Here is a 24242-nt window from a genome sequence, read left to right as displayed (position 1 = left end):
GACGAAGTAGCGGGGCACGTGTCGGATAAAAAATATAACTATTGCGCCTTATCGTTCTATATTCTCAATGTATGGACACACTGAACTATCATCACCTCCGCTATTTCCGGGCCGTCGCGCATGAGGGCAACCTGACCCGTGCCGCCGAAAAGCTGAACCTGTCTCAGTCCGCTTTATCCACACAAATCAAAGCGCTAGAGGCGCGGCTAGGCCATGCACTCTTTGACCGCGTGGGGCGCCAGCTAAAGCTGACGGAAGTCGGGCGCATCGCTCTCGACCACGCCGACCGCATCTTTGGCACCGGGCAAGAATTGATGGAGACGCTGAACCGCAGCGCGGCCCACGCGCCGCCATTGCGCGTGGGCGCGCTGTCCACCCTGTCGCGGAACTTCCAGATGCAGTTCTTGCGCCCTATCCTCGATCACCCGGAGGTCGATATCGTATTGAAATCGGGGCAAAATACACCACTGCTCCGGTCGCTGTCAGAACTGGCGCTTGACGTTGTGCTGACCACCGATGCCCCGACCAGTGCCGCGGGCTCCGATTTCATCGCCCATCGCCTGGCTGGTCACGCCGTCAGCTTGCACGGCGCTCCGCATCGAATGCAGCACAAATCACTGATATCATTACTTAATTCAGAGCCCGTCATTGTCCCCACCGAAAGTGCGATCCGCACCGGGTTCAACCGTCTAACCGCCCGTCTGGGCCTGCAGCCCCGCATTGTCGCGGACGTGGACGACATGGCCATGGTGCGCCTGCTCGCGCGCGAAGGCATCGGCCTTGCGCTCGCGCCCGACATCGTTCTGGCCGACGAGATTGCCTCGGGTCAGCTGGTCACGGCCCCGTTCGACACAGGCATCGCCGACACGTTTTACGCTGTCACGACGCAGCGCAGCTTTCCGCATCCGATGCTTGGGACGCTGCTGCCTGACTGAGGCCTGTGCGCCACGGCACAGCCCGCCCCCTTGCGTGTGTCCCTGCGGGGAATACCTTGCCGTCACACTTGAACCGAAAGGCCACCGACATGAGCGATCCCACCTACACGCCCCCCGCAAAATGGACCTGGGATGCAGAGTCCGGGGGCAAGTTCGCCTCGATCAACCGCCCCATCGCGGGGCCCACTCACGATAAGGACCTGCCCGTTGGGAAGCATCCGTTCCAGCTTTACTCGCTGGCCACGCCCAACGGTGTGAAAGTGACGATGCTGTTCGAAGAACTGTTGGAGGCGGGTATCTCCGACGCGGAATACGATGCCTGGCTGATCGACATCGGGGAAGGCGACCAGTTCGGCTCGGGCTTTGTAGGGGCAAACCCAAATTCAAAGATCCCGGCGCTCATCGACCGGTCGGGTGAGGAAGAGCTGCGCGTTTTCGAAAGCGGTTCGATCCTGATCCACCTGGCAGAGAAATTCAGCAAGTTTCTCCCAGCCTCCGGCCCCACGCGAACGGAAACGCTCAACTGGCTAATGTGGCAAATGGGATCGGCGCCGTTTCTGGGCGGCGGGTTCGGCCACTTCTATGCCTATGCGCCCGAAAAATTCGAGTACCCGATCAACCGCTATGCGATGGAGAGCAAGCGGCAGCTTGACGTGCTGGACCGCGAACTGGCGGAGAAGCCGTTCATCGCGGGTGACGACTATTCCATCGCGGACATGGCGATCTGGCCGTGGTATGGGCAGCTTTGCCTGGGCCGTCTCTACAGCGCGGCGGAGTTCCTGGATGTGGAGAGCTACACCAATGTCATGGCCTGGGCCAAGAAGATCGACGAACGGCCTGCGACGCTGCGGGGACGGATGGTGAACCGGGCATTTGGCGAGCCGGAGTTGCAGCTGCACAACCGCCATGATGCGTCGGATTTCGACACACAGACCCAGGACAAGATTGCGCCCAAAGACGCCTGATGGCGATGTGTCCCCGCGGGGACAAGGGGTTCGGACGCTAAACGTGATCTTCATCAGCGTCTGAAACAGGCCCGAAATCAATGCGCTATCGCATCGCACGGTGCGGTAGAGCGTGTTAACCGGTTCCGGCGCACCCTCGTGCCCGACGGGGCGCGGTCGGTTGTCTGGGGCGTTTGGCAGGCTACGTCTCCGCATACGGACCTGATCGGAGACCTACCCCATGCGCCCCATCATTCTTGCCCTTGCAGTCCTTACACCGTCTTTCGCCCTAGCCGATCTGACAGTCAGTTTCCGCGACGGCGCGCCCAAGGACCGCTTTACGCTGAACTACGATGGCGCCTGTGCGCTGGACCGGCTCGACGTGCAGATCGACCTGGGTGCGGCACCCGCAGGGCTGATCTTTGACACCACGCCTGCGGGGGCTGGGGTCCAGGTGTTTCAGCCGCTTGAATGGGTGTCGGGGACGGCCAGCACGTCTGACGTCACGGATGGCGACACGCTGTTATCCCTGTCGCTGGACGATGTGAGACCGGGGGCAAGCTGGGCCTTTACTGTCGACATTGATGATACGACGAGCACCCGTCAGATCACGGTGGACGGATCGGAGATGGCTGGTGCGATGCTGTGGGCAGATGACCAATCTGCTGCCTTTGATACGTCAGGGGTTGCGAAGGTCCGACTGGCAAACTGCGTGTCATAGCCAGACGTTCCCGCCAGGACCGACGATGGAACGGACGAAACCGCGCGGCCTTATCGAAAGCCGGTGCCCGATGTTACTAGGCTCGGCTGTGCTGACACTGTTTGAAATGGACACTGCCCATGCCAATGCCGTGGACACACAGGCACGCGTCCAAGGAATGGCGCGCCGCTACGGATGATGTGAAAGCTTGACCATAATCATTCATCCGGATGCAGAACGGTTATCCTACCCATGTTGGCAAACGGCCGCTCACCGCGGCGGCCCATTCCCCTTTCCCAAGATACGACGCGACAGAAAGACCGCGTGCCCCCGTTGAACAACTATCAACACACACGGAGGCAACCATGAAGACACTCGGCATCACGCTCGTTCTTACGGCTTTGACCGGCGGTGCAGTTCACGCACATGTCACCATCACGGTAGAAGGCGATCGGCGCTGTATCAAATCCGACGGCGTTCCGGACCATGAGACCGGCACATGGCGGCCCGGCGCCACGGTAGAGCCGCAGGACCACAACTTTTGCATGGATGCGACGCCGGAGCTAACTGGTACCATCGCCTACCGGGTGCAAATCTCGGGTATCACGCTGACCGGGATTCCCTTGCGCCCGGGCACAGCGGAATACTACGACCCGTCGTCCGAGCGCAGCTATTCACGCGATCCGTCCTCTGGCTGGAATGTCGAAGGCATTGGCGGGTTGATCATGGACGCCCAGAACGCCCACGTGGATGCATCCGGGATGTACCACTATCACGGCATCCCCTCTGCCGTGACGGGCGCGCTTGATGGCACGCTCTTTGGCTATGCCGCAGACGGGTTCGAAATTCACTACATGGGCACTAACATGCAATCGTCCTGGCAGTTGAAAAGCGGAGACCGTCCCTCGGGTCCGGGGGGCGCACATGACGGCACCTATGTTCAGGATTACGAGTATGTTGCGGGTTCAGGCGACCTGGATGAATGCAACGGGACGATGGTTGACGGCCAGTATGTGTATTTCGCAACCGATACCTATCCGTTCTTCCCGCGCTGCTTCAAAGGCGCGGTGTCGGACAGCTTTGTCGGTGGGCGGGGCGGTCGGCCGCCCCGGGACGACGGCGCGCGGCCCAGTGATTGAGCGGCGCGCGCTTGCCTTGGCATGGGTTGATGGCAGCCTGTGTTCCTAGCGGCGCCCCACCTGCCGGCAGATCAGGATGACGGGCAAGAGGCCAACGGCGACGATCACAAGGCTTGGGACCGCAGCCCCGTTCAGCCGTTCATCCGAGGCAAGGCGATAGGCTTGTACCGCGAGCGTGTCGTAGTTGAAGGGACGCATGATCAGCGTTGCAGGCAGCTCTTTCATCACATCCACAAAGACGATCAGCAGGGCCGTCAGCAAGCTGGGCGTCAAGATCGGCAAGTGGACCCGGCGCAGGGTGGCAAAGGGCCCTTTGCCCAGCGACCGGCTGGCGGCGTCCATATTGGCGTGCACCAGTGCTTGACCACCCTCGTAGGCACCCAAAGCCGCAGCGAGGAAGCGGACCATGTAGGCGAAGACCAGCAGCCAGATAGACCCGGTGATCAGCAGCCCGGTCGAGATATCGAAGGTGGCGCGCATCCACGCATCAAGCGCGTTGTCGAAGGCAGCGAAAGGCACGAGCAGACCCACGGCGATCACACCCCCCGGCACGGCGTAGCCCAGCCGCGCGATATAGGCCGCGATGGTCGAGGACCGTCCGGGGCGGCTGCGCAGGTAGTACCCCACGGTGATGGCCGCCGCCAGCGTCAGCCCGGCCGCGGTCGTCGCCAGCACAAGAGAGTTGCGGATAAAGCCGAGGTAGCGGCTGCTGAGCAGGTCCTGTTCCGACCCGATGCCCATATTGAACAGCGCAATGATCGGGAAAAACGCGCCAAAGAACACCGGCACGCTGCAAAGTGTGACTGCGCCAGCGGCGGACCAGCCAGTCAGCATCAGCGGCGGGTGATGGCGTTGGCCGCGGCTGGGGTCGTGGTATCTGGCCTGGCCCCTTTGTGTTCGCTCCAGCACGGCGAGCAGAAGCGCGAAGCTGAGCAGGCAGAGCGCCAGTTGCGCGGCCCCGGCCCGGTCGCCCATGGAGAACCAGCTGGTGTAGATACCGGTCGCAAAGGTCTGCACCCCGAAGTAAGCAACGGTGCCGAAATCGGCGATTGTCTCCATCACCGCGAGCAGCACGCCTGCGGCGATGGCGGGACGTGCCAGCGGCAGGCTGACCCGGAAGAAGGCAGAGAGCGGGCGCGACCCCAGCGCCCGCGCTGCCATGAAGGTCGAGCCGCTTTGCTGGATGAACGCGGCCCGGCTGAGCAGGTAGACGTAAGGATAGAGCACGAGCACCAGCATGGCTGCGGCGCCGCCGAGCGAGCGGATTTCCGGGAACCAGTAGTCGCGTGGTCCCCAGCCCATAACGCCGCGCAAGGTCGTTTGTACGATGCCGGGATGGTCAAGGATGTGGGTGTAGGCATAGGCCAGCACGTAAGCCGGGAAAGCGAGCGGCAGAACCAGCGCGATCTCGAACAGGCGCACGCCAGGAAAGCGTGTCATGGTGACCAGCCAGGCGGCACCGGTACCGATGGCGAAGGTGCCGATGGACACGAGCGCCACCAGCAGGAGCGTGTTGCCGGTGTAGCGCCCCAGCACGGTGCTGATCAGGTGCTGGACCGTGTCCGTCCCACCTGTCAGCGCAGCAATGCCGACCGCCACCATCGGCAGAAGGCAAATGAGCGCTACCGTCCAGCCGAGGATCGGCAGCATGCGCGGCACAGCGCTGCGCGGAGCGTCGGGCTGGAAGAAGGAAGTAAGCGCCACGTGTGTTCCTGTTTCTGGACCTTGGGCGTTATCTTATGTTTTCGCTCGGGTTTCCAGTGTTTGCGTGGGCGGAGGACACCTGCGCCTTATGACGTTTGCGTAGGATGGCTGGCGATGAAGGGGGGCCAGCCCCCCGGCTGCGCCTCCCCCCGCGGTTTATACGGCGAAATGAAGGATCAGTCGTAGCTGCGCTGGTCTTCGATTACGAGCCCGTCTTTGGGCAGGGAGCCGGGTGTGTGGATCTCGATCGTGCCTTTGAGCTTGAGCGTGTCTGTGATCGACTGGGCGTAGTTGTCGGGCGTGTCGTTGGGGCTTTCGATCTGGACGGTCATGGCGTCCTGTTCGCCTTCTCGGGTGGCGATGACGCGCGCGCGGGTGATCTCATCATGCTTCGCGACAAGGGCCGCGACCTGTTCAGGGCGTACGAACATGCCCTTGATCTTGGTCGTCTGGTCGGCGCGGCCCATCCAGCCCTTGATCCGCATGTTGGTGCGCCCGCAGGGGCTGTGGCCCGGCAGGACAGCACTCATGTCGCCCGTAGCAAAACGGATCAGGGGGTAGTCGGGGTTGAGAGATGTGACAACAACCTCGCCAACTTCGCCCGGCGCGACCGGATCGCCGGTGCCGGGGGTGACGATTTCTACAATCACGCCCTCGTCCACGATCATCCCTTCAAGTGCTGCGGATTCGTAGGCGATATTGCCAAGGTCCGCCGTGGCATAGGACTGCATGCAGGTTATGCCGCGGTCCTTGTACTCCTGTCGGAGCGAGGGGAAGAGGGCACCGCCCCCGACCGCCGCTTTGGTGATCTTGAGGGACACGCCCATCTCCTCGGCTTTGTCGAGGATGATTTTCAGATAGTCGGGCGTGCCTGCATAGGCCGTCGTGCCGACATCGCGCGCGGCCTGCACCTGCAATTCGGTTTGGCCGGTTCCTGCGGGCAAGACAGTCGCGCCAACCGCCCGCGCGCCATTTTCAAAAATCATGCCCGCAGGCGTTAGGTGGTAGCCAAAGCAATTCTGAACAATGTCGCCGGGCCCGAAACCTGCTGCATGCAGGAAACGGCCCATGCGCCACCAATCGTGGCCAACCCCACCTGGCTCATAGATCGGCCCGGGGGACTGGAAGACATGAGCGATGTTTGACACCGGAATGCCACCGAAAGGCGGCTTGTCGGCCTGCCACTTCGCCAGTTCCGATTTGCGCAGAACCGGCAGATGGGCCAGGTCATCGAGGTATTTCAGCTTGCCGATCTCGGGCAGGCAGCTGCCTTCGGCAGCGGCTGTGCGCGCGAGATTGGCATTCACCGCCTCAAGCTGCGCCGCATGGCGCGCGTCGGACGAGCGGGTTTCCAGATCGTCGTAATACACTTTGTCCAACATCTTTTTCATACCGCCCTGATCTGCTGCGGACCTTTGACATCGAGGCGCTCGATCTCGCCCCGCACTTCCAATTCCAGTTTCACCGTCACCACGTGCCAGCCGAGCTTGCCCAGCTTTTCCAACGTCTCCGGGTCAAGCCGTTCGCCTACCGCATCCTTCAGCGTCATCGCCTTGATCGGCCCGTCCGCCAGCGTATCAAGGATCGCACCGCGCACCGTATCGAACTTCCACGCCGGGATGTTCGTGACCCCATCGCGCCCTTCGGCGGGAGTGCGGCAGGCGACCTTGTCCATGTCAGTTGGCCAGAACAGTGAGCGGTTCGCCCTTGCGCACGACAAAGGTGGTGATCGCCACCATCGGCGCGTCACCCACATTGGTCAGACCGCCATGCACCTGCCCCTCGGGGAAGTAGAGCGGCGTGCCCACAGCGAACTCGACGATATTGCCGTTTGGCGCCTCGGCCTTCGCGTCCGTCACAACCACTGTGTGTTCGTCACCCGGATGCGTGTGCAGCGGAATTGTCGCCCCGACCGGCACTGTCAAACGGTACACAACCACCTCCATCGTATCCGATCCCGGCACGGCGGCGCGCCGGATTTCTTCACGCGCGATCTCCTGCGCCCAGGCGGTACCCGCCATCAACAGGGCGGCTGCGGTCAGAACAAATCGCTTCATGCCAAACTCCCTTAGCTCAGCCACCGCTTGCGGCGGCGATAGGACCGCACATCGCGGAAGGACTTGCGCCCCTCGTCTGACATGCCGAGGTAGAATTCCTTCACATCCGGGTTCTCGCGCAACTCTGCGGCCGGGCCGTCCATCACGACGCGCCCGCTTTCAAGAATGTAGCCATAGTGGGCAAAGCGCAGGGCGACGTTCGTGTTCTGCTCGGCCAGCAAAAAGGTCACGCCCTCGTTCTCGTTCACCGACTTCACGATACCAAATATCTGTTCCACAAGCTGCGGCGCGAGCCCCATCGACGGCTCGTCCAGCAGGATGGTCTCGGGCTTTGACATCAACGCCCGGCCAATGGCGGTCATCTGCTGTTCGCCGCCTGACGTGTAGCCCGCCTGAGACTTCCGCCGTTCTTTCAACCGGGGGAAGTAGTCATAGACCATCTCAAGATCGGCGGCGATCGCACCCTTACCGTCGCTGCGCGTATAGGCCCCGGTCATCAGGTTTTCCTCGACGGTCAGGTGCTCAAAGCAGTGCCGCCCCTCCATCACCTGCACAACGCCGCGTTTCACCAGGTCAGCCGGATCCATCTCAGCCGTATTGGTCCCGTGATAGGTGATCGACCCCTTGGTCACTTCACCGCGTTCGCTCGCCAACAACCCCGAAATCGCCTTGAGCGTCGTGGTCTTACCCGCGCCATTGCCACCCAGCAGCGCCGTGATACCACGCTTGGGCACCTTCAGGCTCACGCCCTTCAACACGAGGATCACGTGGTTGTAGATCACTTCGATATTGTTGACCTCAAGAACGGTCTCGGTCTGAACCTCGGCATCCAGCATGGGCCACCTTCATTGTTCCAAAAATATGCAAATGCCCCGGCGGCAACGGGTGCTGCCGCCGGGATGTGAGGGCTTAACAGCCCGCTTCGATGTTGTTCTCGCTGGCGTAGGACGCGCTGTCCTCGTCGATCAGCGGCTGGATGACCTCCATGTCCGTCTCCGAGAAGTCAGAAATCAGCGACCATGTGCCCGCCGATGCATCCCACTGGGTCATGCCAATCAGGCCGGGACCACCGTGGTTTTCGCAAGACACGTTGAACGACGGACCAAAGCCCGGCAGACCGAGTTCAGTCATCTTGGCCTCGGTGATCTCCAGCGCTTCCATGCCGTCACGCATCATGGCTGGCGTGATCTCGGCCGTGCCATGGATCTCTTGCGCGGTCTTGGCCGCTTCGGCCGCCAGCATCGCGGCATAGAGACCACGGTTATAGAGCACCGTGCCGATCTGGTCGCCAGCACCCGCAGCCTTGCCCGCATCGACAACATATTTTTGGATGTCGTCGAAGATTGGGAAGTCACTGCCCACGCCGTGGAAGGTCAGCGCCTTGTATCCGTTGGCCGCGTCACCCGCAGGCAGCACGTCATTCTCAGACCCGGACCACCAGATGCCGATGAAGTTTTCCATCGGGTAGCGGATGTTGGCCGCTTCCTGGATCGCCACCTGGTTCATCACACCCCAGCCATACATGATGACATTGTCGGGACGCTCACGGCGGATTTGCAGCCACTGCGACTTCTGCTCCTGACCGGGGTGATCCACGGCCACGAGCATCAGCTCAAAGCCGTGCTTTTCCGAAAGCTCTTCGAGCGTGCGGATCGGCTCCTTGCCATAGGCGGAGTTGTGGTAGACAAGCGCGATCTTCTTGCCCGCGATGTCGCCCTGGCTCATCAGGTAGTTGATAGCGCCCGACGCCCCGTTCCAGTAGTTTGCAGGGTAGTTGAACGTGTGGCTGAACACTTGGCCGTTCGCAGCAGAGGTCCGGCCATAGCCCATGGTGTGCATCGGGATGCCGTCCGCGGTTGTCTTGGGGATCAGTTGGTAGGTGATGCCGGTCGACAGCGGTTGATAGACCAGCGACCCTTCGCCCTTGGTCGCCTCGTAGCATTCCACACCCTTCTCGGTGTTGTAGCCGGTCTCGCATTCCAGCACGCGGGTTTCCACGCCACCGATGCCGCCGTCGCGCTCGTTCAGCAGGGTGAAGTAGTCTGCATAACCGTCAGCAAAGGGGATGCCCCCCGCCGCATATGGCCCGGTCCGGTAGCTCAAGCTTGGGAACACGAGGTCCGCCATCACTGGGCTGGCCGCCATCATGGCTGCGACGGCATAGGTGCCTAGTTTGTATTTCATCGGTAATTCCTCCCTAATGGTTATCCGATGCGAGCCATCCGGCCCATCCGTAGGGTGGGGTTTCACCCCACCATTCTTGGCAACCGCCCCCGTCAATGCGGGAACGGCCACAATCTCAGTTTCTCCTTGGCCACGCGCCACAGCTGCGCCAGTCCGTGCGGTTCAAGGATCAGGAACATGATGATCAGCCCGCCCACGATCACAAGCTGGAAATGCGCCACGATGTCGGTGGGCCAACCCAACAGGTCCACGCCAACGATCTTCAGCACCACAGGCAGAACGACAAGGAACGCGGCCCCGGCGAAGGAGCCGAAGATCGACCCCAGCCCCCCGATAATGATCATGAACAGGACAAGAAATGACTTGGTGATGCCAAACACCTCACCCACCTCGACCGCGCCCAGGTAGACCGCAAAGAACAGCGCCCCCGACACGCCGACAAAGAAGGACGATACGGCAAAAGCGGTCAGTTTGGCGCGCAGCGGGTTCACCCCAATGATCTCAGCCGCGATATCCATGTCGCGGATCGCCATCCACTCGCGGCCCACGGACCCACGGGTCAGGTTGCGGGCCAGGATCGCAGCACCCACGGTAAAGACCAAACAGAACAGATATGTCGCCCATGCCTCGGTATTCGGGCCCGTCACCTCAATGCCGAACACGGTGCGTTCAGGCGCATTGATCTGGCCCGAGGCGGAGTAGTTGTAGAACCACGACACCTTGTTGAAGAGCCAAACAAGAAAGAACTGCGCCGCCAGCGTCGCCACGGCCAGATAGAACCCCTTGATCCGCAGGGACGGAAGGCCAAACAGCGTGCCGACCATCGCCGTGATCCCTCCGGCAAGGATCACATGGAAAAAGATGTTCACATCGGGAAAGGCCGTCATCAGCTTGTAACAGGCATAGGCCCCTACAGCCATGAACCCGCCGGTGCCAAGGCTCACCTGCCCGCAATAGCCGGTCAGGATGTTCAACCCGATCGCCGCGATGGCGTAGATCAAAAACGGCAGAAAGATCGAATTGACCAGATAATCCGTCATCACAAACGGCATGACCAACACGGCCACGGCCAGCACGACATAGTAGCGATACCGGTCGAACTTGATCGGGAAAGTCTGGCTATCCTGCGGATATGTGGTCGAAAAATCGCCCGCCTCACGATAGAACATCAGCTTGCTCCTCCTGCCGTATTTTGGTGAACGGGCGCTTAACCACCATGCGTGGTTTTCCTGTTTTGCCACATTTCGCCCCAATCCCGTGTGCACACTGATCGTGGGTAAATGGAGTGGGATCTATGACCGTGATTCTAGACGACATCCGTCGTCTCGATGCCGCGCATGCGCGGGGTGAGTTAAGTGCCGTCGATCTGGCTGCCGAGAAGGCAAAGCTGTTCGAGGCGATACCGGACGCAGACGATGTGCTGGAACAAACACCGGCGCGCCAACCGCCGGGGCGCGTACAATCGCGGCTCGGCCAGACGCTGCTATTGTGCATCTTCGTACTGACACTTTGCGCCGGTACGACGCTTGTGCTGACAGGCGACATCATGCTGGCCATGACGCTGTCAATTACTGTGCTGGCCGCACTGACGGTTGCGCTGTTCCGACAATTGGACGAAGGGTGATGATCAACGGGCATCAATAGATCAACTCCCTGAACTCGTCGAACTTGTCGGAATAGTTGAAGTTGATCATCCGAAAGCGGTCGCCACGGATTTGGCCGGAAATGGCCCAATACAGCACGGCCCCGTCGACTTCGGTCATGAAGAGTTCGGAAATGAAGTGGTCGCTTTGGCGGACGCGTTTGATTGTCGTGCAGTCTTCGAACCCATCTGGTGCGACGGCTTCAAGGCTTCCCGCAAGCTGCGTCTTGGCAGATTGCGGGATTTCGAAAGGCAGCAACGCCGTACCGAATTCACCTTCACTCACAAGTGTCTTGAACCGCTCAAGATCCATGTGCGGCTCCGGATCTTCGATCGGCGTACATTCCGCCCACGCCGCGCCCGACGCGACCACTGCCGCAAGAGCGGCAGGGGGCAATTGATTGGCCTTAGACCCGTTCAATGATCTTCTCCCCGAACAGGCCCTGCGGACGGAAGACAAGGAAGATCAGCGCCAGCACATAGGCAAACCAGTTCTCGGTCGCGTTCATCGTAAAGCCAAAGAGCGCGCCCGCGAGATCACTGGAGGACATGAAGAACTCAAACAGCTTCTCGCCCACACCAATGATCAGGCCACCCACGATAGCACCGGGGATGGAGGTAAACCCACCCAGCATGAGCACTGGTAGCGCCTTGAGCGCGATCAGCGACAGCGAAAACTGCACGCCCGACTTCGCCCCCCACATGATACCCGCGACAAGGGCCACGAAACCCGCGACCGACCACACCAGAATCCAGATGTAGTTCAGCGAAACCCCGACGCTCAAAGCCGCCTGGTGGTCATCCGCCACGGCCCGCATGGCGCGCCCTTGCTTGGTGTATTGCGAAAAGATCACCAGCGCCGTCACCAGCAGGATCGCGATGATCGTCGCCGTGATATCCAGATTGTCGATAAAGAACCCGTAGCCGAACAGGTTGAACGTCGCCTCGTCAATGGCAAGGTTGATGCCTTGCGGCAGGCAGGTCCCCTCGGCCAGACACACATCCAGCTTCTTGATCTCGGAGCCCCACATCAGGTCCGCCACCCCCTCCAGCAGATAGGCCAGACCAATGGTCGCCATGAACAGGATGATCGGTTCCTGCCCCACGAGATGCTTGAAGATGAAGCGCTGCACCATCCAGGCGAGCAGGATCATCACTGCAACGGTCAGCAAGATGGCGAGGATCGAATGCACCTCCCATCCGAAATAGTGGATGTCTGTGCCAAAGACTGCGTTGATCAGATGGGCAAAGGGCACCTGCCCGTTCTGGATGCCCACCAGGGTCATGGCGGCAAAAAGCGCCATCACACCTTGGGCGAAGTTGAAGATGCCCGAGGCCTTGAAGATCAGGACAAAACCCAGCGCCACAAGGGCATAGAGCACCCCGGCCATCAGACCGTTCAGGAACACCTCACTGGCATAGATCAGTTGATCCGACATTCTAGTCACACTCCTCCGGCCACAAATCGCACGATGCGGGCGTCTTCCCGATCTTAAGTGCGACCAGGATTAAAAAATCCGTTTCTTCGAAACGAAACGTATTAAAGCTAACCTGCACAAAACCGTCTTCATGGGGCTTGCTATTAAACCCACCCGCACGAATTCCGCTCGCAGTCGTCCGAGTTCTGGCGGCAGATCGGCTTCGGTATGCTTCGCCGAATTCCGCGTTCCATGCCGACACGATGGCCTTCGGATTTGCCCCCACGGCGAAGAATTCGCACAGCTCGGGAACATTCACGTCTTGCTGAACGCGGAACCATTTCCCGGACGGCTCAAACCATACCGCTTCGGGAACGGCACCGAAGCTGAACGAAGTCGCCAGCGCGCGTATTTGTGGTTCTGTCATTTCTTGGTAGCTCAGACTCGAAACAACGTTACCGCTCGTGACCTGTGCAATGCACATATCTGCAAAGTCTTCTATAAGGCGTTGCTCCACACTTCGTTCTGCCGATGCTGGTGACATCGCCAGAACAATCGCGGCACCAAGGGGCATGTGGCGAAACATATCGTTACCCCTTCCATCCCAAGGAGCTGCAGAACGCAGCAGCGGCTGGCCCCGTCGTAGCCGCAAACACGACGCGATCCCCATCACCTGCATTGAACAGCAGGTAAATGTCGGGCGCATCCGCGGTGCAATTGGCATAGGCCCGCTGCGGCGGCGGAAACTTCAACTCGACCAGGCCGTTAAAACGCAAGCGTGCATCCGCCCCAATCCAACCGGTCGTGTTGAATTGCGGCCATTGCGGAGACTTCGGCCCAGACCCACTGCACGCCCATGTGCCCGGCGTGGTCGAGTTGCCGCGCGAATGATCAAAGCTGACAGCAAAGTCGAACCCGCCGCCCGAGCCCTGCGGATAAACGACGGTCATCTTGATCCCGCCCTCATCCTCATCGACGTCAAGCGGCACCACCTGCGAGGTCCAGACAGTGGTCGGCTGCGTCGCGATGTACCGCGCGCATTCGCCAAGCCCCGCCTCAAACAGCGCCTGATCCTGCGCCTGCGCCAGCCCCGCCCAGGACATCGCAACAAGCGCCAATGACACCAAGTGCTTAATCATGCGACACCCCGAGATAGGCGTCGATTACATCCTGATTGTTGCGCACCTCATCAGGCGATCCATCCCCGATCTTCTTGCCATAATCCATCACGACCACGCGGTCGGACAGGTCCATGACCACGCCCATATCGTGTTCAATCAGCGCAATCGTGGTTCCAAACTCGTCATTCACGTCGAGGATAAAGCGGCTCATGTCCTCCTTCTCCTCGACATTCATCCCCGCCATCGGCTCGTCCAGCAGCAACAACGAAGGCTCAGCCGCCAACGCCCGCGCCAGCTCCACCCGCTTTTTCAGCCCGTAAGGCAGCCGCGCAACAGGCGTCTTGCGAATGGCCTGAATCTCTAAGAAATCTATAATCTTCTCAGCCACTTCACGGTTCGCAGTCTCTTCAGCCTCGGCCTTTCCTTTCCAGATCGCTTGCCCCCACAGACCGGTCTTCATATGGGTCAACCGGCCCGTCATGACGTTGTCCAGAACAGTCATCCCCTCGAACAGCGCAATATTCTGGAACGTCCGCGCAATCCCCTGCCGCGCCACCTCAAAGGGTTTCATCGGCGGGCGCGGCGCACCTTTGTAGTACACCTGCCCCTCCTGCGGGATGTAGAAGCCCGAAATGACATTCAGCATGGATGACTTGCCAGCGCCGTTCGGCCCGATGATCGCCCGAATCTCCCCCTCTCGAATGTCGAACGAAATGTCCTTGATCGCCTCGACCCCGCCAAAGCGCAGGGTAATGTTCTTCATCTCCATCACCACGCCACCGATCTTGCGGCCATCGGCGGTGACGTATCCTTCGGCCTGATCAAGCATGAACTGCCTCCATCGCCCGCGCGGTCAGCGGGATGTTAACCATTTTATGCGCAAGCTCAGACATCGCCTCGGAGGGCTTCCCATGTTTGACGCACTTGAACGCCGCTACCTGCTGAAACTCGCATTTGACTGCCGCCGAAAGGGGCTGAACGCTGCGGAGACCCGCAAGATCATGCGGCGCAACATCGGCTATTTCACCGGCGACAACCGCCTGAGCTGCGCGGTCCGGCACGTGTTCAAGGACTAGGGTCACGGGCTCCGCCCATTCGGACCTGAAACCCTCCACAGGAGGCTTTCCACAACGGCCCTCATTCCCTGTTTCAAAAAAATCCCCCCCGGAGGGCCGGTCCGCTATAAGTCCCCCTCGCCAAACATGACGCGCCATACGGGATGGCGGGCGGGGCGATGGCGCAGCCGAGCGTCGCACCGACATCCTCATTCCGCCGCCATCTTCTGCGCCACAGCCGACGTCACAGCCGACCGGATCTCCAACGTCGCCGAAATCGACCCCTTGCGCCCATCTTCATAGGTCACCTCGGTCACCGTCGACACCTCCGACGATCCATCATAGAGCGCCGTGATGATGTCTGCGTACTTCTCTTCAATGATCCGGCGGCGCACCTTGCGGGTACGGGTCAACTCGCCATCGTCCGCATCCAGTTCCTTGTGCAGCACGACAAAGCGATGCACCTGACAGCCCGACAACATCTCGTCCTCGGCCACCGACCGGTTCACCTCTTCCACGTGGTCCGTGATGGTCGCCAAAACCTGCGGATGCCCCGCCAGCTCTTGATATGACGCATAGGCAATGTTGTTTCGCTCGGCCCAATTGCCTACAGCTGTCAGGTCGATGTTGATGAAAGCCGTACATTCGTCGCGACCGTTGCCAAAGACCACGGCCTCCAGAATGTTCGGGAAAAATTTCAGCTTGTTCTCGACGTATTTGGGGGCAAAGAGCGCACCCGACGCCATCTGCCCCACATCCTTGGCCCGGTCGATGATGCGCAGATGGCCCGTGTCTTCTTCGATGAACCCGGCATCACCCGTCGCGACCCACCCCTCAGCATCCTTGGTGTCGGCAGTGCTTTCCGCGTTCTTGTAATACTCCACGAACACACCGGGCGAGCGATAGAACACCTCGCCATTCGGCTCGATCTTCAACTCAACACCGGGGCATTTCACCCCAACGGTATCGCTGCGCACCTCACCATCGGGCTGGGCGGTGATGAACACGGTCGCTTCGGTCTGGCCATAAAGCTGCTTCAGGTTGATGCCCAAAGAGCGATAGAAATCAAAGATTTCAGGCCCGATTGCTTCACCGGCGGTATATCCAACGCGCACACGAGAAAACCCAAGCGTGTTCTTCAGCGGGCCATAGACCATCAACTCGCCAAGGCTGTATTTCAGCCGATCCATGAACCCGACAGGTTTTCCGTCCAGAATGGCCGGGCCCACCTTGCGCGCGTGCGCCATGAAGTAATGGAACATCTTTTGCTTGAACGCGCCCGCATCTTCCATCCGGATCATCACGTTCGTCAGCTGACCTTCGAACACGCGCGGCGGGGCGAAGTAATAGGTCGGCCCGATCTCACGCAGGTCCACGTGCATCGTGTCAGCGCTTTCCGGGCAGTTGGTGCAGAACCCGGTCCAAAGCGCCTGACCCACGGAGAAAATGAAATCACCCACCCAGGCCATCGGCAGATAAGCCAGAATGTCGTCGCTCTGCCGCAGCCCGTCAAACTCGGACGAAGACTTCGACGTCTCGATCACGTTGCGATTGGACAGCACCACACCCTTCGGCTTGCCCGTGGTGCCCGAGGTATAGAGCATCACACACGTGCTGTCGTAATCCAGCGCCGCAATCCGCTTCGCCATCTCTGGCGCCAACTCATCCCGCTTGGCCCGCCCGGCATCCTGCACATGGGAATACTGATGCAGCTTCGAATGATCGTATTTCCGCAAACCGCGCGGATCGAGGTAGATCATCTGCTCAAAGCCGGGCAACTGCGCCTGCACTTCGATGACCTTGTCCACCTGCTCCTGATCACCCGCGATCACAAAACGCGCGCCCGAATGGTCGAGGGTATAGGCCATCTCCTCCGCCGCCGCGTCCTGATAGAGCGGCACGGGGATCGCGCCCGCCATCTGCGCCGCCATCATCGACCAGTAAAGGTAAGGCCGGTTCCGTCCAATCACGGCAATATGGTCGCCGGGCTGCACCCCAAGGTCGATCAGACCCAATGCCAGCGCTTCGACCTCTTCCAGCGTTTCGGCCCAGGTCCAGCTTTGCCAGATCCCGAATTCTTTCTCGCGATAGGCCGGGGCCGATCCAAATTCCTTGGCATTTCGATGTAACAGCGCAGGAACGGACACCAGCCCGTTCGCGCCTTCAGGCGACTTAACCACGAATGTTCCTCCCGAGCACCCCCTCCCCGGGGCGCACATGATCGCTTTGACGATTCTTACACGTCTAAGGATGTCCGGTTCACGCTGCGCGTCAACTTTTTCCTGATGTTTTCCCAATCCTTACGAATTGTAACAGCCCACCAGCAGCCGTTGTGCGCAGCGCAAATCCAGTGCTAGCCATAGATCATGGCACAGGATCACACAGCCTCCCTGACGGCCTCTGGCCTCAACCTGATCGCGCAGGCGCTCACGATCTACGACCGCGACCTGCGCCTTGCCGTGTGCAATGCCCCCTTCCAGCAGATGTTCGACCTGCCCGACGCGCTGGTCACACCCGGCTCCACCTTTCGCGAAACGATAACCCACCTCGCCAAGCGCGGCGAATACGGCCCCATCGACGACCTCGACACCTTCGTGCAGGAACGGGTCGACCAGGCCCTCGCGTTCGAGCCGCATTACATGGAACGCACCCGCGCCAATGGCCGAACAATCTCCGTCGAAGGCTCGCCACTCCCCCAAGGCGGATGGGTCACCGTCTATACCGACATCTCCCACACCAAGTCGCAAGAGGCGCTCCTGCGCGCCCGCGCCACCGAACTCAGCGATCAGGTCCTGCAACACACCGAAGCGCTCAGCTCGACCAACCGCCAGCTCGCCGCCACCGTCTCAGCGCTGGAAGAAGCCAAGCGCCAACTGACGGAAACCGAGGCGCGCACCCGTCTCACGACAGAGATGATGCCCGCCCACATCGCCCACGTAGACGCAACAGGGCACTACACCTACTCCAACAGACGGCTCAGTACGGTCATCCCCAGCCGCCCCTCGGAAATCGTAGGCGAACATATCTCCGACGCGCTCGGCGCCTTTGCCTACGGTCGCATCACCTCCAACCTCGCCCGCGCCTATCAGGGCGAAGCTTCGGTCTTCGAATTCACCGATGAAGCCAGCGCCAGACGCATCCGTGTGGCCTTCACCCCCGAAGCCTCGGGCGGCGTCTACATCCTGTCGATGGACATTACCGAGGAAACGCAAGCCCGCGTCGCCCTACAACAAAACCGCCGCCGCACGCTCGCCGCACAAATGACATCGGGCATGGCGCACGACTTCTCAAACCTGCTGACCATCATCCTCGGCCTGCAATCCAAACTGTCGCGTATGGATAACCTCCCCCAAGGTGCCAGCGACCTGATCGAAGGCACGCTTTCGGCCACAAGACGCGGCGGCGAACTCCTCAATGCCATCGCCGACATGACCGCAGGCCGCGCCATGCGCCCCGCCGCCACGGACATCGAAACGCTGCTGGCCGACGTCACCACCATGGCGCAATCGACCCTGCCACCGGGTCTTACGCTCAGCACCTTCACCACCGTCACCGGCCCCCACATGCTCGACCCCGGACTGGTCAAGGACAGCCTCCTGAACCTCATCCTCAACGCCCGCGACGCCTGCGGCACGGGCGGGGAAATCACGCTCACCGCCCGCCCCGTCCACGACACATGGCTCGAATTCATCGTCACCGACACCGGCCCCGGCTTCTCCAACGACGCGCTCGAACACGGCTTCGACCCCTTCTTCACGACCAAGGGGTCCGAAGGGTCAGGCATGGGCCTGCCCATGGTCTACGACATGACCAAACGCGCAGGCGGCGATCTGAAACTCGGCAATGGCGACGTGGGCGCGCAAGTCCGCCTGCGCCTGCCTCTACGCCCCGCCCCGCAACTGGCAGGGGCCCTCGTGCTGCTGGTCGAAGATGACCCCGACCTGCGCCAACACTACCGCGATCTGCTGATGGGCATGGGCCACGCGGTCATCGAAGCCGCAGGCGTGGACGAGGCCATTGCCCTCACCGCCGACCTGCCCGACATCGGCCTCGTGCTGTCCGACATCAACCTCGGCTCCGGCACCCGCACAGGGATCGACCTTGCCACCCAACTGAACGGCAGCCTGCCAGTCATCCTGATGACATCCCTCCTGCCAAGCGATCCCACGTTCCAAACGGCCACGCGCACCGCCCCCGTCCTGCGCAAACCGTTCGAAGCCTCAGACCTCGCCGCCCTTCTGCAAGCAGACGCCGCATGACCCAGCCCCTTGTCACCATCCTCGACGACGAACCTGCGATCCGCACGATCCTCGCCGACGCGCTGGAAGAGGCCGGGTTCCGCACCCTCTCCTTCTCCCGCGCCTCGTCCTTCGAAGCCGCCCTCAAAACCCACAAACCCGACGTGTGCCTCGTCGACCTCGGCCTGCCCGACACCGACGGCCTGACACTTGTCCACAAACTCGCCCTCGAACAAGGCGCTGCAGTCATCATCATCTCAGGCCGCGCACAGGTACAAGACCGGGTAACGGGCCTCGAACTCGGCGCCGACGACTACATCATCAAGCCGTTCGACCCGGCCGAGGTCGTCGCCCGCATCCGCGTCCGCCTGCGCACCCCCAAAGCCACCACACAAACCGGCCAGATCGCCAATTTCAACGGCTGGACCGCCTCCTTCGACAGCTACACGCTGACCGATGACAAGGGCAGCGAAACCCCCTTCTCCCACGCAGAAGGCGAAGTGCTCCGCCTCTTCCTCGACGCCCCCAAACGGCTGATCAGCCGCGCCCAAATGCAGGAAATGCTCGGCGGCGGCGCAGGCGACAGCTTTGACCGCGCCATGGACGTCCGCATCAGCCGCCTGCGCACAAAACTGCGCGAAGACCCGAAAAACCCCCGCCTGATCAAAACGATCTATGGCGCCGGTTACATCTTTCTGGGCGATGTGCAGTGGACATGAGGATTCAACTCATGCCAGAATCACCTCATGGTCGAAGCGCTCCTCTACCGTTCTGACGACGCCCGGTTCTACCGGGTCGAAATCACGTTCAACCTCTTCGCGGAAGCCTCCGTGGTGATCGAATGGGGCGTCAAAGGTGGCAAACCCTGCCGCCGCATCACCTGCCACAGCGACCTGCGCGCGGCCTCCACCGCCGCCGACCGCTACCGCAAACGCGCGCTCAGACGGGGCTACGCCAAAGCCTGAAGCCCTGCCGCATGGGCCAGCACCCGCAGGCCCGCCACCAGATCGGCCTCATCCGTATCTTCCTCGAACGCATGGCTGATCCCGCCAATGGACGGCACAAACAGCATCGCGACCGGCAGCACCCGCGCCACATTGGTCGCATCGTGCAGCGCTCCCGAGGGCATGCACCGCCACTTCCCCGGTGCGACTGCCTCCGCCCCAGCCTCCAACCGCGCGCGCAGATCGACATCCATCGCCACAGGCTCCAACCCCAACAACGGCCCCATCTCGACACCAAGACCCATCTCACCCGCCACCTCGGCCAAGGTCTCCTCGATCACCGCCTCCATCCGCGCCAACCGGTCCGCATCGCCATCCCGCCACTGCATCGAAAACCGCACCTGCCCCGGCACGATGGATGACGCATTGGGCGCCACAACCACATGCCCAATCGTCCAAACGGACGACGGCGTCACCACGTTGCGCAACCGCTCATTCAACCGGCTGGAAAAGGCGACAAGCCCCTGAAACGCATCCCGACGCAGCGACATCGCGGTGGTCCCCGCATGGTTCTGCTGCCCGGTCAGCGTGATGACCCGATCCCGAATACCAACGATGTCGGTCACAACCCCAATCCGCTCCCCAGCAGCATCCAACGTCGCCCCCTGCTCGATATGCAACTCGATGAATCCGGTGAACCGCCCCGGATCAACCGGCGCCCCAATCCGCTCCCCGACAACCCGGCGCGCATCACCCAGCGTCACGCCTTCATGATCCACCAGCGCATCCGCCTCAGCCAAAGACAACCCACCGGACCACACATTCGATCCGGTGGTCACCCCATAGCGCCCCTCTTCATCCTGAAACGACACAACCGAAATCGCAGGCCCACCAGCCTCAATACTGGCCCGCGCAACCTCCAAAGCGGCGACAACGCCCAGCGCCCCATCCAACCAACCACCCTGCGGCTGACTGTCCGAATGCGACCCAAGCAGTAGCGAAGTCCCCTCCGCCAACCCAAACAAGTTTACCATCGCATCAAAGCGCGGCTCAAGCCCGGCCTCAGCCATCCGCGAGGCTAACCAATCCCGCGCCGCCATGTCAGCCTCGGAGTATGCAGGCCGCACCACACCCTTGCCCACACCCGACGCCCCAAAGGACCGCAGCATATGCAAATCCGCCAAAAACCGCTCAGAATTCAACGCCAACGCAATCCCCTTCTTCTGACTGTAAATACGACGGGGAGCTCGAGGGGCAGAGCCCCTCGTCAGCAAAAATAAATCGCGCGCGCCGTCAGGCGCACATGTGGCTCACTCCGCCGCCACAGCCCCGGCGACAGCTTCAACGTGCACAGCCGAAAACTTGAACTCCGGGATCTTCCCATAAGGATCCACCGCCGGGTTCGTCAGAATGTTCGCCGCCGCCTCCACATAAGCAAAGGGCAAGAACACCATATCCGGCGACACAGCCCGATCCTCACGGGCCATGATCTCGATAGAGCCACGCTTGGTCGTCAAACGCACCATATCCCCCGGCACAGCCCCCAGCTTCCGCAACGTCGACGGGTGCAACGAACAATTCGCCTCCGGCTCCACCGCATCCAGCACGGTCGCACGGCGGGTCATCGACCCGGTATGCCAATGCTCCAACTGCCGACCCGTTGTCAGGATCATCGGATACTCCGCATCCGGCACATCATCCGGCGCAATCACAGCCGCAGGGGTAAAGCGCGCCCGCCCCTCAGGCCTTGGGAACCCGTCACCAAACACAATCGCCTGCCCCGGATCTTCCGGGCTGAGCGATGGATAGGTCACCGCATTCTGCCCCTCAAGCCGATCCCAGGTGATGTTATCCAGCGACTTCATGTTCAGCTTCATCTCGGCAAACACATCCGCCGGGCTCTGATAGGTCCAACCCAGACCTAGCCGCTTCGCCAGTTCGACCTCAATCCACCAGTCTTCCTTGGCCTCGCCGGGCGGTGGGACCGCAGGCCGACCCATCTGCACCTGACGGTTCGTATTGGTCACCGTCCCCGTCTTCTCGGCAAAGGCACTCGCCGGCAGGATCACATCGGCATAGTTCGCCGTTTCGGTGATGAAAATGTCCTGCACCACCAGATGATCCAGCTTCGCCAGCGCATCCCGCGCATGCTCCACATCCGGGTCCGACATGGCCGGGTTTTCCCCCAGAATATACATCGCCTTGATCTGATCCGCGTGAACAGCATCCATAATTTCGGTCACGGTCAGCCCCTTCTCATTGGAGAAGTCACCAGACCCCCAAACGTCCGTGAACGCCGACCGCACGCCATCATCTGTCACCGTCTGATAGTCCGGCAAGAACATCGGGATCAGGCCAGCATCACTCGCCCCCTGCACATTGTTCTGCCCCCGCAGCGGATGCAGCCCAGCACCCGGGCGCCCAACCTGCCCCGTCATCAGCGCCAGCGAAATCAGACAGCGCGAGTTATCGGTCCCATGAATGTGCTGCGACACACCCATGCCCCAGAAGATCATCGCCGACTTGGCGCCAGCAAAGGTCCGCGCCACATCGCGCAGCACATCCGCCTCAATCCCGCAAATCTCCGCCATCTTCTCCGGCGCAAAGCCCTCCAGATGCGCCTTCTCCGCCTCCCAATTCTCGGTGTAGGCGTCGATATACTGCTGGTCGTACAGCCCCTCTTCCACGATCACATGCATGATCGCGTTCAACATCGACACATCCGCTCCGGGCCGGAATTGCAGCATATGGCTGGCAAAGCGCTTCAGAGCCTGCCCCCGCGGGTCCATCACGATCAGCTTCCCACCACGCTTGGTGAACTGCTTGAAATAGGTGGCGGCCACCGGGTGGTTCTCGATCGGGTTACACCCAATCGCAATCGCCACATCCGCATTCTCGATCTCGTTAAAGGTCGCGGTGACAGCCCCCGACCCCACATTCTCCATCAGCGCGGCAACAGAACTCGCGTGACACAGCCGGGTACAGTGATCGACGTTGTTGTGGCCAAAGCCCTGCCGGATCATCTTCTGAAACAGGTAGGCTTCCTCGTTGGTACACTTGGCCGACCCAAAGCCAGCCACCTCGCGCCCCCGGCCCTTCAACCCGTTCGCCGCAAAATCCAGCGCCTCGTCCCAGGAAGCTTCGCGGAAATGCGTCGACCAATCGCCGGGGTCCACATTCAGCCCCTTAGCAGGCGCATCCTCGCGCCGGATCAGCGGCTTGGTCAGACGGTGATCGTGATGAATATAGTCAAAGCCAAAGCGCCCCTTCACACAAAGGCGCCCCTCATTCGCAGGGCCATTGATGCCCTCGACATACTTGACCTTGCCGTCCTTCACCTTCAACGACACCTGACAGCCCACACCGCAGAACGGGCAAATGCTCTCAACCTCGCTGTCGTAGTCCTTGCTGTCCCCAACTTGCGCATCATCCACAACCGTGGACGGCATCAAAGCACCCGTCGGACAGGCCTGCACACATTCGCCGCAGGCGACACAGGTGCTCTCACCCATCGGGTCAGCAAAATCAAAGGTCGGATAGGCATCATGCCCCCGCCCCGCCATGCCGATCACATCGTTGACCTGCACCTCACGACAAGCCCGCACGCACAGCCCACACTGAATACAGGCATCGAGGTTCACAGACATCGCCACATGGGAATCGTCCAGCAGCGGAATCCGCCCTTCTTCCAGCTTAGGAAACCGGCTCTCGGACACACCGTTCATCTCCGCCATGTCCCAAAGATGGGCGGACTTGTCATGGGCGACATCCCGCTCGGGCTGATCGGCCACCAGCATCTCGACCACCATCTTGCGCGCATTCTCGGCCCGCGCCGAATTGGTCGTCACAACCATCCCCTCGGACGGCTCGCGAATGCACGAGGCGGCCAAAACCCGCTCGCCTTCAATCTCAACCATGCAGGCGCGACAGTTCCCATCCGGGCGATACCCCGGCGCAGGCTTGTGACACAGATGCGGGATCACCAGACCGCGACCATGGGCCACTTCCCAAATGGTCATGCCAGCCTCGGCTTGCACTTCCTGTCCATCCAGCGTGAACGTCACCATATCCGACATCTGCCGCATCTCCCTGTTCTGCCTTAGATATAGGAGAGTGCGCGCAATCCCGTGACTCCCAATCCCGACACCGCACCCCGGTTTT

At 61.0% G+C, this 24242-nt stretch carries 25 protein-coding genes; 10 read left to right on the top strand and 15 right to left on the bottom strand.

All coding sequences use genetic code 11. The features are described from left to right. Positions 1-71: 71 nt before the first annotated feature. From FD715_RS06330 to FD715_RS06315, 5 genes are all read left to right on the top strand, one after another. Positions 72-935 carry a LysR family transcriptional regulator gene (locus FD715_RS06330; RefSeq protein ID WP_147106897.1) on the top strand — a complete coding sequence of 288 codons (864 nt, stop codon included), beginning with the start codon at positions 72-74 and terminating at the stop codon, positions 933-935. 89 nt (positions 936-1024) lie between these two features. Then, a complete protein-coding gene (yghU, locus tag FD715_RS06325; RefSeq protein ID WP_147106892.1) occupies positions 1025-1900 on the top strand; it encodes a glutathione-dependent disulfide-bond oxidoreductase in 876 nt (291 codons plus the stop codon). 220 nt (positions 1901-2120) lie between these two features. Beyond that, positions 2121-2600 (top strand): aggregation factor core, encoded by a 480-nt coding sequence (locus FD715_RS06320; protein WP_147106889.1) that lies wholly within the window; start codon positions 2121-2123, stop codon positions 2598-2600. Positions 2601-2625: 25 nt separating this feature from the next. After that, the gene (locus FD715_RS22465; RefSeq protein WP_189799424.1) at positions 2626-2778 is read left to right on the top strand and encodes a hypothetical protein; all 153 of its coding nucleotides are present in this window, start codon (positions 2626-2628) and stop codon (positions 2776-2778) included. A 166-nt stretch (positions 2779-2944) separates the two neighbouring features. Continuing rightward, positions 2945-3718: a YHYH protein gene (locus FD715_RS06315; RefSeq protein ID WP_189799423.1), complete on the top strand. Its 774-nt coding sequence runs from the start codon at positions 2945-2947 to the stop codon at positions 3716-3718. Positions 3719-3763: 45 nt separating this feature from the next. On the opposite strand, the gene FD715_RS06310 is transcribed toward FD715_RS06315, so the two are convergent. The 7 genes from FD715_RS06310 to FD715_RS06280 form a co-directional block, all read right to left on the bottom strand. Continuing rightward, positions 3764-5368 carry an iron ABC transporter permease gene (locus tag FD715_RS06310; RefSeq protein ID WP_147108124.1) on the bottom strand — a complete coding sequence of 535 codons (1605 nt, stop codon included), beginning with the start codon at positions 5366-5368 and terminating at the stop codon, positions 3764-3766. Positions 5369-5598: 230 nt separating this feature from the next. Then, positions 5599-6804 (bottom strand): phenylacetate--CoA ligase family protein, encoded by a 1206-nt coding sequence (locus FD715_RS06305; RefSeq protein ID WP_147108121.1) that lies wholly within the window; start codon positions 6802-6804, stop codon positions 5599-5601. 5 nt (positions 6805-6809) lie between these two features. Continuing rightward, on the bottom strand, positions 6810-7097 hold the full coding sequence (locus FD715_RS06300) for a hypothetical protein (RefSeq protein ID WP_147106883.1): 288 nt from the start codon (positions 7095-7097) through the stop codon (positions 6810-6812). Position 7098: 1 nt separating this feature from the next. Then, complete coding sequence (locus FD715_RS06295; RefSeq protein WP_147106880.1) at positions 7099-7479, bottom strand: cupin domain-containing protein; 381 nt, start codon at positions 7477-7479, stop codon at positions 7099-7101. 11 nt (positions 7480-7490) lie between these two features. Next, positions 7491-8315, bottom strand: a complete 825-nt coding sequence (locus FD715_RS06290; RefSeq protein WP_039685541.1) for an ABC transporter ATP-binding protein — start codon at positions 8313-8315, stop codon at positions 7491-7493. A 73-nt stretch (positions 8316-8388) separates the two neighbouring features. Beyond that, entirely contained in the window at positions 8389-9663 is a 1275-nt protein-coding gene (locus FD715_RS06285; protein ID WP_147106878.1) for an ABC transporter substrate-binding protein, read from the bottom strand. 92 nt (positions 9664-9755) lie between these two features. Beyond that, positions 9756-10832 (bottom strand): branched-chain amino acid ABC transporter permease, encoded by a 1077-nt coding sequence (locus FD715_RS06280; RefSeq protein ID WP_147106875.1) that lies wholly within the window; start codon positions 10830-10832, stop codon positions 9756-9758. A gap of 125 nt (positions 10833-10957) precedes the next feature. On the opposite strand from FD715_RS06280, the gene FD715_RS06275 reads away from it, so the two are divergent. Beyond that, positions 10958-11287: an SHOCT domain-containing protein gene (locus FD715_RS06275; protein WP_147106872.1), complete on the top strand. Its 330-nt coding sequence runs from the start codon at positions 10958-10960 to the stop codon at positions 11285-11287. Between the two features lie 13 nt (positions 11288-11300). On the opposite strand, the gene FD715_RS06270 is transcribed toward FD715_RS06275, so the two are convergent. From FD715_RS06270 to FD715_RS06250, 5 genes are read right to left on the bottom strand one after another with little or no spacing between them, the layout of a single operon-like run. Continuing rightward, positions 11301-11726 (bottom strand): hypothetical protein, encoded by a 426-nt coding sequence (locus FD715_RS06270; protein ID WP_147106869.1) that lies wholly within the window; start codon positions 11724-11726, stop codon positions 11301-11303. Then, positions 11713-12744: a branched-chain amino acid ABC transporter permease gene (locus tag FD715_RS06265; RefSeq protein ID WP_147106866.1), complete on the bottom strand. Its 1032-nt coding sequence runs from the start codon at positions 12742-12744 to the stop codon at positions 11713-11715. Before FD715_RS06265 ends, FD715_RS06270 begins: the two co-directional genes overlap by 14 nt. A gap of 1 nt (position 12745) precedes the next feature. Then, positions 12746-13309, bottom strand: coding sequence for a hypothetical protein (locus FD715_RS06260; protein ID WP_147106864.1), 564 nt, complete (start codon positions 13307-13309; stop codon positions 12746-12748). 4 nt (positions 13310-13313) lie between these two features. Continuing rightward, complete coding sequence (locus FD715_RS06255; protein WP_147106861.1) at positions 13314-13862, bottom strand: hypothetical protein; 549 nt, start codon at positions 13860-13862, stop codon at positions 13314-13316. Further along, complete coding sequence (locus FD715_RS06250; protein ID WP_147106858.1) at positions 13855-14673, bottom strand: ABC transporter ATP-binding protein; 819 nt, start codon at positions 14671-14673, stop codon at positions 13855-13857. The genes FD715_RS06255 and FD715_RS06250 overlap by 8 nt, the downstream gene beginning before the upstream one ends. A gap of 82 nt (positions 14674-14755) precedes the next feature. Here FD715_RS06250 and FD715_RS22460 point away from each other — a divergent pair, with 82 nt between their 5' ends. Next, positions 14756-14920 carry a hypothetical protein gene (locus FD715_RS22460; RefSeq protein ID WP_189799422.1) on the top strand — a complete coding sequence of 55 codons (165 nt, stop codon included), beginning with the start codon at positions 14756-14758 and terminating at the stop codon, positions 14918-14920. Between the two features lie 188 nt (positions 14921-15108). On the opposite strand, the gene FD715_RS06245 is transcribed toward FD715_RS22460, so the two are convergent. Further along, positions 15109-17118, bottom strand: coding sequence for an AMP-binding protein (locus tag FD715_RS06245; RefSeq protein WP_147106855.1), 2010 nt, complete (start codon positions 17116-17118; stop codon positions 15109-15111). Positions 17119-17265: 147 nt separating this feature from the next. Between FD715_RS06245 and FD715_RS06240 the strand changes: the two genes are divergently transcribed. Genes FD715_RS06240 through FD715_RS06230 form a run of 3 tightly spaced genes read left to right on the top strand, consistent with a single transcriptional unit; the run spans position 17266 to position 20102 of the window. Continuing rightward, on the top strand, positions 17266-19158 hold the full coding sequence (locus FD715_RS06240; RefSeq protein ID WP_147106852.1) for a PAS-domain containing protein: 1893 nt from the start codon (positions 17266-17268) through the stop codon (positions 19156-19158). Beyond that, on the top strand, positions 19155-19856 hold the full coding sequence (locus FD715_RS06235; protein ID WP_147106850.1) for a response regulator transcription factor: 702 nt from the start codon (positions 19155-19157) through the stop codon (positions 19854-19856). The genes FD715_RS06240 and FD715_RS06235 overlap by 4 nt, the downstream gene beginning before the upstream one ends. Positions 19857-19883: 27 nt before the next feature. Further along, positions 19884-20102, top strand: a complete 219-nt coding sequence (locus FD715_RS06230) for a WGR domain-containing protein (RefSeq protein ID WP_147106847.1) — start codon at positions 19884-19886, stop codon at positions 20100-20102. Here the strand turns inward: FD715_RS06230 and FD715_RS06225 are convergent. Both FD715_RS06225 and fdhF read right to left on the bottom strand, forming a co-directional pair. Further along, complete coding sequence (locus tag FD715_RS06225; protein ID WP_147106844.1) at positions 20087-21289, bottom strand: hydantoinase/carbamoylase family amidase; 1203 nt, start codon at positions 21287-21289, stop codon at positions 20087-20089. The two genes, FD715_RS06230 and FD715_RS06225, sit on opposite strands and share 16 nt — an antisense overlap. A 102-nt stretch (positions 21290-21391) precedes the next feature. Continuing rightward, the gene (gene fdhF / locus FD715_RS06220) at positions 21392-24157 is read right to left on the bottom strand and encodes a formate dehydrogenase subunit alpha (RefSeq protein WP_147106841.1); all 2766 of its coding nucleotides are present in this window, start codon (positions 24155-24157) and stop codon (positions 21392-21394) included. Between the last annotated feature and the right edge of the window lie 85 nt (positions 24158-24242).

The sequence above is a fragment of the Tateyamaria sp. syn59 genome (assembly GCF_007995245.1).
Lineage (GTDB): Bacteria > Pseudomonadota > Alphaproteobacteria > Rhodobacterales > Rhodobacteraceae > Tateyamaria.
The sequence above is the reverse complement of the archived record's forward strand: the minus strand, read 5'-3'. Positions and strand labels throughout refer to the sequence as shown.